Source organism: Streptomyces sp. NPDC101160 (assembly GCF_044768205.1).
Lineage (GTDB): Bacteria > Actinomycetota > Actinomycetes > Streptomycetales > Streptomycetaceae > Streptomyces.
This window is the reverse complement of record NZ_JBIWPJ010000001.1, coordinates 350,962-367,445: the sequence shown is the minus strand read 5'-3', so window position 1 is coordinate 367,445 and position 16,484 is coordinate 350,962. Positions and strand designations below refer to the sequence as shown.

Below are 16,484 nucleotides of genomic sequence, written 5' to 3'. Positions count from 1 at the left end.
TCCATGACCCCGTCCTCCCTTCCGCCCTTCACCGGTGGCCCACCGGTCTGCGCCACCGACACGGATGCCGGGCAACGATGGACCTTCGGCTTTCCCGGCGGACTCACGGCAGAGGTGCACACCCGCGGCGCCCGCCTCCACGGACTGTGGGTGCCGGACCGGCACGGCACCCCGGCCGACGTCGTCCTCGCTCCCCGCAACCCGGCCCGGACCGCTGCCGCCCGGTACTTCGGAGCCACCGTGGGCCGCTACGCCAACCGCATCGCACGGGGCCGGTTCTCCCTGGACGGGAAGACGTACCAGCTGAGCACGCAGGAGAACGGTCACTGCCTGCACGGCGGAACCGACGGCTTCGACACCCGGCTCTGGGAGGCCGAAAGCGTGCACACCCCGGAGCGGACCGGTGTGCTCCTGCACCTCCGCAGCCCCGACGGAGACCAGGGATTCCCGGGAAACCTGGACGTCACCGTCAGCTGTCTCATCAGCCGTGACAGCGAACTCTCCTTCTCCTACGCGGCGGTCACCGACGCGACCACCCTGGTCAACCTGACCAACCACGCCTACTTCAACCTCGAAGGCGAGGGCGCCGGCGACATCCTCGACCATCAACTGGCCGTCCACGCCGCCCACTACACACCGGTCGACGAGGAACTCATCCCCTGCGGGGACCACCGCCCCGTCACCGGCACCGCGTTCGACCTCCGCCGGCCGCTCAGGATCGCCGAGGCCCAGGCCCGGCCCGGGGCGGGCGGCGGGTACGACCACAACTTCGTACTGAGCCCGCACGGCGACGACGACACGCTCCGCCCGGCCGCCGTCCTCCACGCACCGTCCACGGGCCGCCGCATGGAGGTGCTGACCACGGAGCCCGGGCTCCAGGTCTACACCGCGGGGCAGTTCGACGGAACGGTCCTCGGCAAGAGCGGCACCCCCTACCGGACGGGCGCCGGCATCGCGCTGGAGACCCAGCACTTCCCCGACTCCCCGAACCGCCCCGGTGACCCGTCCACGGTGCTGCGCCCCGGCGAGGAGTACCGGTCGAGGACGGTCCTGCGGTTCAGTACGCGGGGCTGACGCTGCTCCGGACAGGGCCGGGCCCGTCTCGCGAGAGAGGGTTGTTAGCGCTCACAAAAGCGTGATACGAGAGGCGCTAGGGTTTTGCTCGCATCGATACACAGCCGCAAGCAGGGAGAAGGGAGGCGAACGTGGCGCATGCCGCAGGAGACGTCCGCCCGCCGACGATGGCCGATGTCGCACGAGAGGCGGGGGTCTCCCACCAGACCGTCTCCCGGGTGCTGAGCGGTCATCCCAACGTGCGCGCGGCCACCCGCGAGCAGGTCACCCTGGCCATCGAGCGGCTGGGCTACCGCCGCAACTCCGCCGCACGCGCCCTGGTGACGCGCCGTACGAGGACGCTGGGCGTCATCGCCGTCAACACCGCCCTGTACGGGCCCGCCAGCACCCTGACCGGCCTGGAGGAGGCGGCCAGGGAACAGGGCTACCTCGTCTCGACCGTCAGTCTGCGCACCGGAGAGGGGCAGGGGCTCAAGGACGCCATCGACCACCTCGCGTCCTGGGGCGTGGAGGGCGTCGTCGCCATCACCCCACAGCGCTCGCACGTACATGCGCTCGCCGAGCTGGACGCGCCCTTCCCCGTGGTCACCGTGGAGGGCGGGCATCAGCTCGACCTGCCCGGAGTCTCCCTCGACCAGGAGCTCGGCGCCCGCATGGTCACGGAGCACCTGCTCGCCGCCGGACACGGCACCGTCTGGCACGTGGCGGGTCCCGACGACTGGCTGGAGAGCGAGGCCCGCACCGCGGGATGGCGCGCCGTCCTGGAGGAGAGCGGCATCCGGCCTCCGCGCGTACTGACGGGGGACTGGAGCCCGCTGTCCGGGTACCGGGCGGGACAGGAACTCGCGGGACTCGCCCTGGCCCGCCGCGGGGCGACACCGGTCACGGCCGTCTTCGTCGCCAACGACCAGATGGCGCTCGGCGTCCTGCGGGCGCTGCGCGAGGGCGGGATCCGCACGCCCGGCCAGGTGGCCGTCGCCGGTTTCGACGACATCCCGGAGGCCGAGTACTTCCCTCCGCCACTGACGACGGTCCGCCAGGACTTCGCCGCCATCGGGCGCCGGAGCATCGGGCTGCTGGTGGACCACATCGAGGGTCGCGCCCGGCAGCCCGAGCACCTCCTGGTGCAACCGCAGCTCATCATGCGCGCGAGCACGCGCCCTCCGCACGAGGCCTGACGCGGCGGGCGGCTCTCGCCGCCACCTCCTTGCCGCCGGCGCCGGCTTCCTGTCCGCGGTCCGGGGGCGGGCGCGTCCCGGTTCGCGACGCCGGGGACCACCTCTGGTGTGCACGTGAGCGCTCACTTCCCGGACTTTCGTTTCTTGGCCGATGTGCGAAAGAACTGCACCCAGCTCTTGTCGCACGCAATTGTGAGCGTTAACAATCAGGGTGCTCCTGCAATCAGGGTGCTCCTCTGACCCCTGCTCCTGGACGAGAGAGATCACACGTGACCACACACGCCCCTTCGGACCTCGCAGCCCGTCACCATCCCGAGGCCTGCACCATCGGAGTCGACTTCGGCACCCTCTCCGGGCGCGCCGTCGTGGTCAGGGTCCGGGACGGCGCCGAACTCGGTTCGTCGGTCCACGAGTACCGTCACGCCGTCATCGAGGACCGCCTCCCCTCCACCGGAGCCTCCCTGCCCCCCGACTGGGCCCTGCAGCACCCCGAGGACTGGCGCGATGTCCTGCGCACCGCCGTTCCGGCGGCGCTCGCCGACGCCGGCGTCGACCCCGGCCAAGTCATCGGGATCGCCACCGACTTCACCGCCTGCACGGTCCTGCCGACCACCCCGGACGGCACCCCGCTCGCCCTGACGCCCGAGTGGGCCGACCGCCCGCACGCCTGGCCCAAACTGTGGAAGCACCACGCGGCCCAGGAGCAGGCCGACCGCATCAACGCCCTCGCGCACGCCCGCGGCGAGAAGTGGATCGCACGGTACGGCGGCAAGATCTCCTCCGAGTGGCAGTACGCGAAGGCCCTGCAGGTCCTGGAGGAGGACCCGGCCGTCTACGCCGCCTGCGCCCGCTGGATCGAGGCGGCCGACTGGATCGTCTGGCAGCTGACCGGCAGCGAGTCCCGCAACACCTGCACCGCCGGCTACAAGGGCATCCATCAGGACGGCGCCTACCCCGCGCCCGGCTTTCTGGCAGGGCTCCACCCGGACTTCGCCGACTTCCCCGCCACGCGCCTGGAGCACCCGCTCTCCCCTCTGGGCTCCAGGGCCGGTGCGCTGAGCTCCCTGGCCGCGCAGTGGACCGGCCTCCCCGAGGGCATCGCCGTCGCCGTCGGGAACGTCGACGCCCACGTGGCCGCACCGGCGTCTGGCGCCGTCGAGAACGGCCGGATGCTCGCCATCATGGGCACCTCCACCTGCCACGTCCTCAACGGCGCAACCCTCGCCGAGGTCCCCGGCATCTGCGGAGTCGTCGACGGCGGCATCGTCGAGGGCGCCTACGGCTACGAGGCCGGCCAGAGCGCGGTCGGCGACATCTTCGCCTGGTGGCTCCGGCAGGGCGTACCGGACGACTATCGCGCCGAGGCGCAGGCCTCGGGCGAGGATCTCCATCAGCTCCTGACCCGCAAGGCCGCCGACCAGCCGGTCGGCGCGCACGGCCTGGTCGCCCTGGACTGGATGAACGGCAACCGTTCCCCCCTGGTCGACCACCACCTCTCCGGAGTCGTCGCCGGCCTCACCCTCGACACCCGGCCCGAAGACGTCTACCGGGCCCTGCTCGAATCCACCGCCTACGGCACCCGGCTGATCGTCGAGGCCTTCGAGGGCGGCGGGATCCCCGTGGAGGAGTTCATCGTCACCGGAGGACTGAAGAAGAACGCCCTGCTCATGCAGATCTACGCCGACGTGCTCCGCCGCCCCGTGTCCGTCGGCACCTCCGAACAGGGGCCGGCGCTCGGCTCGGCCATCCACGCCGCCGTCGCCGCGGGCGCCTACCCCGACGTACGTTCCGCCGCCGCCGTCATGGGCAGCGTCCAGCGCCACGCGTACGTGCCCGATCCCACGCGGGCGGACGCCTACGACGCGCTGTTCGACGAGTACCGCGCCCTGTACGAGCACTTCGGCACCGGCGCGGACCTCCTCCTGCACCGCCTGCGACGGATCCGCAACACCGCGCGGGCCGCCACCACCGCCTGACCGGGCCACCTCCCCGCCCCCGCAGCCTCTCCTTCGGCCCCACCTCTCCGCCCCCGTACCTCCGAGGAGCACACCCGACATGACGCTCGCCCAGCCCGACCGCGAGATCTGGTTTCTGACAGGCAGTCAGGCCCTCTACGGCGAGGACACCCTGGCCCAGGTCGCCGACCAGTCCCGCGCCATCTGCCACACCCTCGCCGAGCAGCCCCAGATGACCGTGCGCCTGGTGTGGAAGCCGGTGCTCACCGACGCGGCCGCCATCCGCGCGGTCTGCCTGGAGGCCAACGCCGACGACCGCTGCATCGGCCTGATCGCCTGGATGCACACCTTCTCCCCGGCCAAGATGTGGATCGCGGGCCTCGACGCCCTCAGCAAGCCCTTGCTGCACCTGCACACCCAGGCCAACCGCCGGCTGCCCTGGTCCACCATCGACATGGACTTCATGAACCTGAACCAGGCCGCCCACGGCGACCGCGAGTTCGGCTTCGTCCAGACCCGTCTCGGTGTCCCGCGCAAGACCGTGGCCGGCCACGTCTCCACCCCCGACGTCGTCGATCGCATCGCCGGATGGGCCCGCGCCGCCGTCGGCCGGTCCGAACTCACCACCCTCAGACTCGCCCGGTTCGGCGACAACATGCGCGACGTCGCCGTCACCGAAGGCGACAAGGTCGAGGCACAGCTGCGGTTCGGGGTCTCGGTCAACACATACGGCGTCAACGACCTCGTCGCCGCGGTCGACGCCGCCGACGAGGACACCGTCACCGCCCTCGTCAAGGAGTACCAGGACCTCTACGCCCTCGCCCCCGAGCTGCGACCCGGCGGCGAGCGCCACGCATCCCTGCGCTACGCCGCCCGCATCGAAGCGGGCCTGCGGGCCTTTCTCACGGAAGGCGGCTTCCGGGCCTTCACCACCAACTTCGAGGACCTCGGGGGCCTGCGCCAGCTGCCCGGGCTCGCTGTGCAGCGCCTGATGGCGGACGGCTACGGCTTCGGCGGCGAAGGAGACTGGAAGACCTCCACCCTGCTGCGCACACTGAAGGCGATGGCCCACGGCCGGCCCGGCGGCACCTCCTTCATGGAGGACTACACCTACGACCTCACGCCCGGCCGGGAACTCATCCTCGGCGCCCACATGCTCGAGGTCTGCCCCTCCCTCACCACGGCCACACCCAGCTGCGAGATCCACCCGCTCGGCATCGGCGGACGCGAGGACCCGGTCCGTCTCGTCTTCGACGCGGATCCCGGCCCGGCCGTCGTCGTCGGTCTCGCCGACATGGGCGACCGGTTCCGCCTCGTCGCCAACCACATCGACGTGGTCACCCCGCCCGAGCCGCTGCCCCGGCTCCCCGTCGCCCGAGCCGTCTGGCGCCCACGCCCCGACCTGCGTACCTCCACCGAGGCCTGGCTGACGGCCGGAGCACCGCACCACACCGTCCTGACCACCGCCCTCGGCGGCGAGGAGCTCGAGGACCTCGCCGAGATGCTGCGGACCGAACTCGCCGTCATCGACGAGGACACCACCGTCCGGCGCTTCACGCGCGAGCTGCGCTGGAACCAGGCCTACCACCGTCTGGCCCAGAGCCTGTGAACACCCCCGCCGCCCCCGCCTCCACCCCCACCAGGACGGAGTCCTCCGTGAGCACGACCGTTTCCAAGGAGCTGCGCCGAGAGGTACTGGAGGCCAACCTCCGCATCCCCCGAGCCGGGCTCGCCACTCTCACCTGGGGCAATGTGAGCGGTGTGGACCGACAGGCCGGCGTCTTCGTCATCAAGCCCTCGGGCGTGGCCTACGACGTACTGAGCGAGGAGGACCTGGTCGTCGTCTCCCTGTCCGACGGCAGCGTCGTGGAAGGCCACCTGCGACCGTCCACCGACACGGAGACGCACCGGAGCCTCTACCTGGCCTTCCCCTCCATCGGAGGCGTGACCCACACGCACTCCACCCACGCCGTCGCCTTCGCCCAGGCCCGGCGTCCGATACCGGTGCTCGGCACGACCCACGCGGACACCTTCAACGGTCCCGTCCCCGTCACCGACGCCCTCACCCCCGAGCAGTGCGCCACGGACTACGAGTACAACACCGGCCAGGTCATCGTGGACCTGCTGGGCCGCGACGACACCCGGGCCAGGGAAGTCCCCGGCGCCCTGGTCGCCCACCACGGCCCCTTCACCTGGGGCGCCGACGCCACCGCGTCCCTGGAGCACGCCATCATCTGCGAGGCGGTGGCCGAGATGGCCCTCCACACCATCGCCCTGGGCACGGTCGAACCCCCGCAGCACGTCCTGGACCGCCACTTCACACGCAAGCACGGCCCCGACGCCTACTACGGCAACCCTCCCTCTGCCTGACCGCGCCGAGGAGGGGAGCCAGATCAGCCTGGCTCCCCTCGATGGTGCGGGGTGTCACCGAAGGGTGTCAGGTGCGGGTCCAGCGCTGGTTGCCACCGCTCCAGCAGGAGTAGAGCTGGATCAGCGTGCCGTTCGCGGTGCCGTTGGCGGCGGCGTCGAGGCAGAGGCCGGACTGGACGCCGACGATGGAACCGTCGGAGTCGAGGCGCCACTTCTGGTTGTCGCCGCCCCAGCAGCTGTAGATCTGCACCTTGGCGCCGTTGCCGGTGCCGGCGGCGTCCAGGCACTTGTCGCCGTAGACCCTGAGTTCACCCGCGGCGGTGTAGGTCCACTGCTGGTTGGTGCGGCCGTTGCAGTCCCACAGCTGGACCTGGGTGCCGTCGGTGGTGGACGCGTTCGGGACGTCCACGCAGCGGTCCGACGCGACGCCCTTGATCTGTCCGGAGCCGGGGGAGGGTGTCGGAGTGGGCGTGCCGGAGCCGGCGTTGAGCGCGCTGAGGACGGAGGTGTAGGCGGGCTTCTTGCTGCCGTCGCCGTTGAACAGCAGCGGCGTCTGGTCGGCTCGCCAGGAGTCGGTGTCGCGCACGCCCCAGACGGTGACGCCGAGGCAGCGCGGGACGGCCAGGCAGTCGTTGGTCACGTTGGCGTAGGTCGTGGCCGAGGCGCCCTGGATGTCGAGTTCGGTGACGGCCACGTCGACGCCGAGGGCGGCGAAACTCTGCAGGGTGGTGCGGAAGTTGCTGTTGTACGGGCTGTCGTTGTTGAAGTGCGACTGGAAGCCGACGCAGTCGATCGGCACGCCGCGCTGCTTGAAGTCCCGGACCATGGCGTACACGGCCTGGGTCTTGGCCCAGGTCCAGTTCTCGATGTTGTAGTCGTTGTAGCAGAGCTTGGCGGCCGGGTCGGCGGCGCGCGCGGTACGGAAGGCGACCTCGATCCAGTCGTTGCCGGTGCGCTGCAGGTTGGAGTCGCGCCGGGCTCCCGAGGTGCCGTCGGCGAAGGCCTCGTTCACGACGTCCCACTGGGCGAGCTTGCCCTTGTAGTGGGCCATCACGCCGTTGATGTGGTTGGTCATGGCCTGGCGCAGCGCGCTCCCGCTGAGGTTCTGCATCCAGCCGGGCTGCTGGGAGTGCCAGGCCAGGGTGTGGCCCCGTACCTGTTTGCCGTTCTGCACCGCCCAGTTGTAGACGCGGTCGCCGGCGGTGAAGTCGAACCGACCCTGCTGGGGTTCGGTGGCGTCGATCTTCATCTCGTTCTCGGGCGTCACCGAGTTGAACTCGCGGGCCGCGATCGTCGTGTACGCCGAGTCGTTGAGCCTCCCCGAGGCGATGGCGGTGCCGAAGTAGCGGCCGCTCCGCGCCGCCGCGCTGCCGAGCGTGCTCTCGGCGGCGTGTGCGGTCGGCGGCGCCACCAGCACGGTGGCCGAACCGAGGACGCCGACGATCAGCGCCGCGCAGAGGCCGCCGGTCTTCCGGCGGACGGTGGACGGTGGAATGGCGTGTGAACGCATGACTGGACCTCCGGGACGGAAATCTCGGATGGATGTGAGTGCGGCGGAAAGAATCCGCGAAGAGCGATGTCCGCGTCCGTGGAAAAGGGATGCGGAGCAGCGGGGTGAGAATGCTGCGAGGCAGGTTCCGCGGCACAGAGAAAAGCGGCGGTGACGCCTCGTCAATCAGTGTGAAAACAGGGCGTGACCATGTCAAGCGTTTCGAAGATGTTTCGGAGTCGGGGAATTCCCTGACGCGACGGAAAAGCGGTCCCTGTCGAAAGTGTTTCGACAGGGACCGCTCACCTCGTCAACGAATAAATGCCTCGGATCACCTTTCCGGATCGTCGATTTCGTTCGCCCCGGAGGGCTGGTGCGGATACGTGATGTCGAACCACGCGAAATGGGCCTGGTTGGTGGACGGGCGGCCGTCGGAGGTGGCGTAGAGGCCGAGCTGGACGCTGGTGAACAGCGGGGTGAGGAAGGTGGCTTCGACGGTGGTCAGGTCCTGCCAGGCGCCGTCGGGCGCAGCGTAGGCGAAGGTGTGGCGGAAGCCGCGGATGCGGACTCCCAGGCGAACAGGGCCCGGCGGGACGACGACGCGGGCCAGGACGTCGGGCCCGCGACGGAGGCTGACCCCTTCCGTGGTGCGAAGGAGGACGAGATGGGTGTCGTCGTCGATGACGACGGCGAGACCTGCCTGTTCTTCCGGTGTGGCGGGGAGGAAGTGCAGTTCGGTGGAGACGTCGCACTCGGGCTGTTCCTGGGGGCGGACCAGGAGGGACGGGGTGGTGCGTTCGCCGAGGCGTTCGGGGCGGAGCTGGAGACGGAGCCCGTCGCCGGTGGTCCAGAACGGCGCGTGTGGGGTGCGCAGGGTGCTCCAGTCGGCGGAGAGGGTGGCGAAGTCGTCGTGGACGGGGCGGGACGGACCGGCGTGGGCGACGGGGGAGAAGGCCGGCAGGCCGTCGTGCCAGGTGACCCGGCTCAGGAAGGTCTCCCGGCCCAGGGCGGAACCCGGCCGGATGCCCAGGAGGACGGCCCGCCAGTCTCCGTACGGCGTCTGCACGAGGTCGGCGTGTCCGGTGCAGGTGACCGGGCCCTTCGGAGCGGGAGGCAGCACCGGGTTGCCGGGGACGCCCTCGTAGGGGCCGGTCACACGGTCGGCACGGGCGGCCACCACGCTGTGGTCCTCAGCCGTGCCGCCCTCGGCGGTGAGCAGAAGATAGCCGCCGCCGGCCTTGTAGAGATGTGGAGCTTCCGACCATCGGGCGCCCGGCCGGCTTCCTGACCACAGGACGTACTCGGGTCCCGTGAGCCGCCGCTCGTGGGGAAGGTATTCGCGCATCCAGATCTCGGTGTGGCCGGCGGCCTCGTCCAGCACCCGGGCGGCGGTGAACCAGGCACGGCCGTCGCCGTCGCCGTCGTCCGGCCCGTCGTCGAAGAACAGCGACGGGTCGAAGCCCTCGCCCTCCAGCCAGTGCGGTTCCGACCACGGCCCCGCCGGGTCGGTCGCCGTGACGACGAAATGACCGGGGCCGTCCATCAGCGTGCAGACGAGATGGAACACCCCGTCATGGTGCCGGATCGTCGGTGCGAACAGGCCCCGGGAAGGCTCGCATCCGTCGAGATCGAGCTGGGACGGGCGGTCGAGCGCGGCGCCGAGACGCCGCCAGTTCACGAGATCGCGGCTGTGGAACACGGGAAGACCCGGGAACCATTCGAAGCTGGACGTCACCAGGTAGTAGTCCGCTCCCACCCGGCACACGGACGGGTCGGGCCGGAAGCCGGGCAGCACGGGATCGCCGAAGGACGCGCTCATGAGACGGGGACGATCTCGACCGGCACGGACAGCACGCGGTCGGCCCCCGGATGACGTACGGGGCCGCGCAGAGTGAAGGAGCCCCGCAGCGGAAGATCGCCGCTGGACCGCCCGACGGCCACGCCGATCTCCCCGGGCTCCACTCTTCTCCGCAGGTCGATCCCGGTGAAGGAGGTCCGGTCGGCATGCACGGAGAAGGTGACCCGGGCGGCCGCGCCCGGTTGCAGCTCGACCCTGCAGAATCCGGCGAGCCACCGCTGGGGCCGGACGACGGACGCCTCGGGGTCCGAGAGGTACAGCTGGACCACCTCGGTCCCGGTCACCGCTCCGGCGTTGCGTACGGTGACCGAGACGGAGACGGCTCCGTCCGTCGCGGCGACGGGATCCACCGAGAGCTCCGAGTAGCCGAAGCTGGTCCAGCTCAACCCGTGTCCGAAGGGGAACAGCGGAGTCGGGTCCACCGAACTCCAGTCGGTGCGTCCGCCGAGTCTGGAGTGCAGGTACGTGCCGGGCTGGCCGCCGGCCCGGCGGGGGATGGAGACGGGCAGCCGTCCGGACGGTTCCGCGGCCCCGCTGATGATCCGGGCCAGCGCCGTCCCGCCCTCCTCGCCGGGGAAGAAGGCCTGGATCACGGCCGATGCGCGTTCGGCCAGCGAGCCGAGCGCGTAGGGCCGTCCGGAGACCAGGACCAGGACGGTCGGCACTCCGGAGTCCAGCACGGCGGAGGCGAGTGCGGCCTGGTCCCCGGGCAGGTCGAGGGTCTCGGCGTCGCAGCCCTCTCCCGAAGTGCCCCGGCCGAACATGCCGGCCCGGTCTCCCAGCACCAGCACGTTCACCTCCGGATCGTCCGCGGTGACCGTGAACCCTGCGGCGGTGAGCGCCTCGCCGAGCGTCGGGATCTCAAGTCCGGGATCGCCGGGCAGCGCGACGTGGTTGGGGAAGGAGTAGCAGCCGAGGAAGGAGTGGGGATCGTCGGCGTACGGCCCGCTGACCGCGACCCGGCACGGCCGCAGCGGCAGGATGCCGTCGTTGGCGAGCAGCACGGTGGACCGTTCGGCCAGGAGCCTGGCCAGGGCCCGGTTCTCCGGCGGGTCGAGGTCGACCGGCTCGGGCTTGACGGGTTCCCAGTCGGGGTCGAGCAGGCCGAGTTCGGCCTTCTGCCGCAGGACGCGCTCCGCGGCCCGGTCGACGAGCTCCTCGGACAGGCTTCCCGACCGCACGAGTTCGGTCAGCGGCTCGCCGTAGCAGCGGGCCGTGGGCAGTTCGACGTCGATCCCCGCGGTCAACGCCAGCGCGCCGGCCGCGCCGCGCGACCCGGTGACGCCGTGTCGGGTCTCCAGGAAGGAGACGGCGTAGTAGTCGGCGACGACGACACCGCCGAAACCGAGCTCGCCCCGGAGCAGGTCGGTCAGCAGGCGTTCGTCGGCGGCCACCGGCACCCCGTCCACGTCGGTGTAGCTGTTCATCACCGACCGGGCGCCTCCCTCGCGCAGCGCCCGTACGAAGGGCTCGACCAGGACATCGGCGAACTCGCGGGGCCCCGAGGCGACGGGGGCCATGTTCCGGCCGCCGCGCGAGGCCGAGTACCCGGCGAAGTGCTTGAGCGTCGCCACGATGCCGGCGCCTTCCAAGCCCTGTACGTAGGCCGTGCCGATCGCACCGACGAGATAGGGGTCCTCGCCGATGCACTCCTCGGTCCTGCCCCACCGGTAGTCGCGGACCACGTCGAGCACCGGAGCCAGTCCCTGGTGGACGCCGACCCGCCGCATCCCGGCGCCGATGGCGGCGGCCATCCGGCGCACGAGCCCGGGGTCGAAGGACGCGCCCCAGGCCGGCGGCGCGGGGAAGACCGTCGCTCTGAGCGTCATGAATCCCGTCAGGCACTCCTCGTGAGCGACCGCCGGGATCCCGAAGCGGCCGGATCCGGTCACCTGCCGCTGGAGCGAGGCGAGCCGCTCCATTCCGGCCTCCGCGGTGATCGGTGCGGTTCCGTACACCCGGGTGAGCTGGCCGAGCCCGTGGGCGACGATGTCGTCGAGGCCGGGCGCGGACTCGCCGGAATCGTCCTCCATCGGCGCGACAGGTGCTCCGGGATCCGAGGGCAACGCCCAGAAGCCGGCGAGTTGTCCCGCCTTCTCCTCCAGCGTCATCCGTCTCAGGAGATCGGCGACCCGCACGGACACGGGCAGGAGGGGGTCACGCCAGGGCTCGGTCAAGGGATTCTCCTAGTGACGAGGCGGGGCGGTGGAGAGCCGGACCTTGAGTTCGGTCGAGAGCTCGATCCGCGGGCTGACCAGGGGCTGGCCGTCCAGAAGCTGGAACAGGGTGCGGGCGGCGACCCGGCCCATCTCCTCCAGCGGCTGGCGCACGGTCGTCAGCGGCGGTGACAGCCAGTCGCACATCGGCAGGTCGTCGAAGCCGACCACGCTGAGGTCCTGAGGGATGCTCAGTCCGCTCTGCCGGGCGGCTTCGTAGACGCCCATCGCCTGCTGGTCGCTGCCGGCGAAGACGGCCGTCGGCGGCTCGGGGAGGTCGAGCAGCTCCTGGGCGCACCGGAAGCCGCCCTCGTGCTGGAAGTCGCCGAACCGGATCAGGTCGCGGTCGACCTCGATCCCGGCCCGCTCCAGGGCGGCCCGGTACCCGTCGATGCGGGCCTGGCTGCAGAGCATCTCCTTGCGCCCGCCGATCGTGGCGATCCGGCGGTGCCCCAGCTCCAGCAGGTGCTCGGTGGCGGCGAGGCCGCCGGCCCAGTTGGTCGCTCCGACGCTCGGCACGCCGTTGCCCGGCAGGTCGATGGGGTCGATGACCACCAGCGCCACCCCGGCCCGTTCGACCTGGGCGCGCTGGGCGTGGGTGACCGAGGCGGTGACGAGGATGACGCCGTCGCTGTGGTGCAGGACCGGCAGTGCGGCCCAACTGGACGGTGTGGCCTCGCCCGGCGGGACGAGCGACACGACGGTACCGACGCTCCGCTGGGCGCACTCGGCCTCGACGCCGCGCAGTATCTCCACCGCCCACGCGCTGTCCAGCCCGCCGATGATCAGGTCGACGAGACCCGATCTGCGGGCTCTGCCCTGCCGGCCGGGTGGGAGGTAGTTGTGCGCCTGCAGCAGGCCCTCGATCCGTTCGCGTGTCGAGGGCGCGACATCGGAGCGGCCGTTGATCACCTTGGACACGGTGGCCTGGGAGACCCCTGCCTCCGCGGCGATGACGGCCAGGGTCGGGCGCTGCTCGCTCAACTTCTCTCCTCTGCGCGGATGCCTTCGGCCGGCGACAGATATCGCAAACTTTCGATGAGTTTCTGGGCGGCCCGACCGGCTTGTCAAGCCTGCGAACAGCAGCTGTGCCTGCGAACAGCCGCTGTTCGTAGATAAGTTGGCGCGAGGTCTTGACCCGGAGGGCTCACGTTCCTAGTTTGTGGCAGCGCAGAATTCGAGAGTATTTCGAAAAGTTTTCGGGCGCGAAACCGGTATTCCCCACCCCGGAGGTCCCATGGCCAGCACTCTCCCGAGCCGACGAAGCTTCCTGGCGCTCTCGGGCTTGACCGCCCTGTCCGTCTCCTTGACCGCGGCCTGCGGAGCCGACGGATCCGGCGGCAAGCCGGCGGCCGGCGGCAAGGTGTCGTTCGAGTGGTGGAACATCGCCACGACAGAACCGGGCAAGTCCCTCTTCCCGCAGATCTCCGCGGCGTTCACGGCTGCTCACCCGAACATCGCGATCAACACGACCTCGTTGGAGAACGAGGCGTTCAAGTCCAAGCTGACCGCCACCACCGCGTCGGGCAAGCTCCCCGACGTCTTCCAGACCTGGGGCGGCGGTGTGCTGCAGCAGCAGGTCGACGCGGGGCTGGTCGAGGACCTCACCGACGTCCTGGACTGGTCGTCCCGGCTCACCCCGGTCTCGCTGCAGGCCTATCAGTTCGAGGGCCGGACCTACGGGGTGCCCTACGACATCGGCATGGTCGGCTTCTGGTACAACAAGAAGCTCTTCGCCAAGGCCGGGATCACCGCCCCGCCGGCCACCTGGGCCGAACTCCTCGAAGACGTCCGGAAGCTCAAGGCGGCGGGCATCACCCCGATCGCCCTCGCGGGCAAGGAGAAATGGCCGGGCCACTACTACTGGGCCTACCTCGCGATGCGCGTCGCGGGTCTCCCCGCCCTGCAGCAGGCCGCCACCACCAAGGACTTCACCGGCGCCGGCTTCGTCCAGGCAGGCGCCCACCTCAAGGAGCTGGTCGACCTCGAGCCCTTCCAGACGGGCTTCCTCGGCGCCGGCTACGCCACCCCCGGCGGGCAGGCCGCGACCATGGGCAACGGCAAGGCCGCCATGGAGCTGATGGGGCAGTGGGGACCGTCGGTGCAGAAGGACGCGGGCGCCGGCCTCGGAGCGGACCTGGGCTTCTTCCCCTTCCCGACGGTCGACGGCGGTGCCGGCCGGGCCACCGAGGTCTTCGGTGGTGGCGGTGGCTTCGCGCTGCGCAAGGGCGCCCCGAAGGAGGCGCTGGACTTCCTGAAGTTCTTCGTTCTGGAGAACGAGTCCAAGCTGCTGGCCTCCAACGGCTACCTGCCGGTGGTCAAGGGCGCGGAAAGTCAGCTCACCGATGCCAACAAGAAGGTGGTGGCCGAGAGTCTGGTCAAGGCGACGGGCTTCCAGCTCTTCCTCGACCAGGCCTATCCGCCGGCGGTCGGCCAGGAGGTCAACGACAGTGTCGCCGACCTCATCGCGGGCAAGAAGACGCCCGAGCAGGTCACCACGTCGATCACCGAGGCTGCGAAGAGTGCCTAGCTCCGTGTCCGCCCTGACCGAGGAGCGGACGGAGGAGGCCGTGCCGGTGCGCCCGCCGGCCCCGGCCCGGTCGCTCCTGCGCGGGTGGGGAGACTGGGCGTCGATCGCCTGGTTCCTCGTCCCGGCTCTGGTGCTCTTCCTCGTCTTCGTCCTCGCCCCGATCGTCGTCGCCGTCTACACCGGTTTCTTCAAGTGGGGCGGGATCGGCCCCATGGACGACTTCGTCGGCTTCGCCAACTACACCAAGCTGTTCGACGATCACGTCTTCCTCGGCGATCTGGGGCGCGGGCTGTACCTGATCGTCCTGTCGATCACGGTGCAGTTGCCGTTCGCGCTGTTCACCGCGGTCCTGCTCAACCAGAGGCTCCGAGGCCGGGCCGTCTACCGCATGCTGTTCTTCGCGCCGTACATCCTGTCCGAGGTGGTCACGGCGGTCCTCTTCACGATGATCTTCCTGCCCGGCGCCGGCATGGCCGACCGTCTCGTCGGCCTCCTGGGCCTGGAGGGACTGCAGGGCAGATGGCTCGCCGACCCCTCGACGGTCATGCCGACCCTCTTCGTGGTCATGATCTGGAAGTACTTCGGCTTCCACATGATGCTCTTCCTCGCCGGGCTGCAGAGCATCCCGGCCGAGATCCTCGAGGCCGCCTCCATCGACGGCGCCGGCGCCTGGCAGCGCTTCCGGTACGTGACGCTGCCGCTGCTCGGCCCGACGATCCGGATCAGCGTCTTCCTTTCGGTCATCGGGTCCATCCAGCTCTTCGACCTCGTCTGGGTCATGACCGCGGGCGGACCCAACCACTCCTCCGAGACGATGGCGATCGCGATGTTCCAGTTCGGGTTCAAGCGGTACCAGGTCGGCTACGCCAGCGCGATCAGCGTGGTGCTGTTCATGATCAGTCTGGTCTTCTCCCTCTTCTACCAGCGGTACGTGCTCCGCCGTGACCTGAGCGGGGCCGTCACCTCGGGAGGCGACCGATGAACGCCCGTAGGACGCCACGCGGCCTTTCGCTGCACGCCGTGGTCTGGCTGATCGCCGCCTTCGTCGTCGTGCCGCTGATCTACGCGGTGGTCTCCGGGTTCAAGAGCACCGGCGAGCTCACGACGAATCCGTTCGGGCTGCCGGAGCACTGGAGGGCCGGCAACTACACCGGCATTCTCGGCGACGGAGCGTTCTGGCGGCAGATCGCCAACAGCGCGGGAATCGCGATCGGCACGACGTTCTGCACGGTGGCGGCCTCCGCGATGGCGGCGTTCGTGCTGGCCCGCTACGCCTTCCGGGGCAGGGAGCTGTTCTACACGCTCTTCACGATCGGGTTGATGTTCCCGTTCGCGGTGGCCGTCCTGCCGCTCTTCCTCATGCTGCGCACCTTCGGCCTGCTCGACAACCCGCTCGGGGTGATCCTCCCGCAGGCGGCCTTCGGGCTCCCCATGACGATCGTCATCCTGCGGGGCTTCTTCCGGACCGTCCCGGCGGAGATCGAGGAGGCCGCCACCATGGACGGCTGCGGCAAGTTCCGCTTCTTCTGGCAGATCCTGCTGCCCATGGCGCGTCCGGCGCTCGGCACGGTCTCGGTGCTGGCGGTCGTCGCGAGCTGGAACAACTTCTTCCTGCCGCTGCTGGTGTTCAACGACCCGAAATGGCAGACGATCCCGGTCGGCGTGCAGCAGTTCCAGGGCCAGTACTCGACCGACTACGCGCTCGTCCTCGCGTACATCGTGCTGGCCATGGTCCCCGCCCTCGCCTTCTACGCCGTCGCCGAGCGCCAGCTGATCGGCGGCCTCACCGCGGGCGCGACCAAGGGCTGACCGTC

Annotated in this window: 12 protein-coding genes; 8 read left to right on the top strand and 4 right to left on the bottom strand. The window is 70.4% G+C overall.

The window, feature by feature from the left end; translation table 11 throughout:
• Window positions 1-3: 3 nt before the first annotated feature.
• From ACIRSU_RS01690 to araD, 5 genes are all read left to right on the top strand, one after another.
• Window positions 4-1,074 (top strand): aldose epimerase family protein, encoded by a 1,071-nt coding sequence (locus ACIRSU_RS01690; RefSeq protein WP_403788077.1) that lies wholly within the window; start codon window positions 4-6, stop codon window positions 1,072-1,074.
• Between the two features lie 167 nt (window positions 1,075-1,241).
• Window positions 1,242-2,252, top strand: a complete 1,011-nt coding sequence (locus tag ACIRSU_RS01685; RefSeq protein WP_403789370.1) for a LacI family DNA-binding transcriptional regulator — start codon at window positions 1,242-1,244, stop codon at window positions 2,250-2,252.
• 269 nt (window positions 2,253-2,521) lie between these two features.
• Window positions 2,522-4,228 (top strand): ribulokinase, encoded by a 1,707-nt coding sequence (gene araB / locus ACIRSU_RS01680; RefSeq protein ID WP_403788075.1) that lies wholly within the window; start codon window positions 2,522-2,524, stop codon window positions 4,226-4,228.
• 79 nt (window positions 4,229-4,307) lie between these two features.
• Window positions 4,308-5,816, top strand: coding sequence for an L-arabinose isomerase (gene araA / locus ACIRSU_RS01675; protein ID WP_403788073.1), 1,509 nt, complete (start codon window positions 4,308-4,310; stop codon window positions 5,814-5,816).
• 47 nt (window positions 5,817-5,863) lie between these two features.
• The gene (gene araD, locus ACIRSU_RS01670) at window positions 5,864-6,577 is read left to right on the top strand and encodes an L-ribulose-5-phosphate 4-epimerase AraD (RefSeq protein ID WP_403788071.1); all 714 of its coding nucleotides are present in this window, start codon (window positions 5,864-5,866) and stop codon (window positions 6,575-6,577) included.
• Window positions 6,578-6,644: 67 nt separating this feature from the next.
• Here the strand turns inward: araD and ACIRSU_RS01665 are convergent, their stop codons facing one another.
• The 4 genes from ACIRSU_RS01665 to ACIRSU_RS01650 form a co-directional block, all read right to left on the bottom strand.
• On the bottom strand, window positions 6,645-8,087 hold the full coding sequence (locus tag ACIRSU_RS01665; protein ID WP_403788069.1) for an endo-1,4-beta-xylanase: 1,443 nt from the start codon (window positions 8,085-8,087) through the stop codon (window positions 6,645-6,647).
• 310 nt (window positions 8,088-8,397) lie between these two features.
• Window positions 8,398-9,885 (bottom strand): glycoside hydrolase family 43 protein, encoded by a 1,488-nt coding sequence (locus ACIRSU_RS01660; RefSeq protein ID WP_403788067.1) that lies wholly within the window; start codon window positions 9,883-9,885, stop codon window positions 8,398-8,400.
• On the bottom strand, window positions 9,882-12,101 hold the full coding sequence (locus ACIRSU_RS01655) for a glycoside hydrolase family 3 N-terminal domain-containing protein (RefSeq protein ID WP_403788065.1): 2,220 nt from the start codon (window positions 12,099-12,101) through the stop codon (window positions 9,882-9,884). The genes ACIRSU_RS01660 and ACIRSU_RS01655 overlap by 4 nt, the downstream gene beginning before the upstream one ends.
• Before the next feature lie 9 nt (window positions 12,102-12,110).
• Window positions 12,111-13,124 (bottom strand): LacI family DNA-binding transcriptional regulator, encoded by a 1,014-nt coding sequence (locus tag ACIRSU_RS01650; RefSeq protein ID WP_403788063.1) that lies wholly within the window; start codon window positions 13,122-13,124, stop codon window positions 12,111-12,113.
• A 253-nt stretch (window positions 13,125-13,377) separates the two neighbouring features.
• On the opposite strand from ACIRSU_RS01650, the gene ACIRSU_RS01645 reads away from it, so the two are divergent.
• Genes ACIRSU_RS01645 through ACIRSU_RS01635 form a run of 3 tightly spaced genes read left to right on the top strand, consistent with a single transcriptional unit; the run spans window position 13,378 to window position 16,479 of the window.
• A complete protein-coding gene (locus ACIRSU_RS01645; RefSeq protein WP_403788061.1) occupies window positions 13,378-14,670 on the top strand; it encodes an extracellular solute-binding protein in 1,293 nt (430 codons plus the stop codon).
• A 4-nt stretch (window positions 14,671-14,674) separates the two neighbouring features.
• A complete protein-coding gene (locus ACIRSU_RS01640; protein ID WP_403788059.1) occupies window positions 14,675-15,652 on the top strand; it encodes a carbohydrate ABC transporter permease in 978 nt (325 codons plus the stop codon).
• On the top strand, window positions 15,649-16,479 hold the full coding sequence (locus tag ACIRSU_RS01635) for a carbohydrate ABC transporter permease (RefSeq protein WP_403788057.1): 831 nt from the start codon (window positions 15,649-15,651) through the stop codon (window positions 16,477-16,479). Before ACIRSU_RS01640 ends, ACIRSU_RS01635 begins: the two co-directional genes overlap by 4 nt.
• Window positions 16,480-16,484 lie beyond the last annotated feature (5 nt).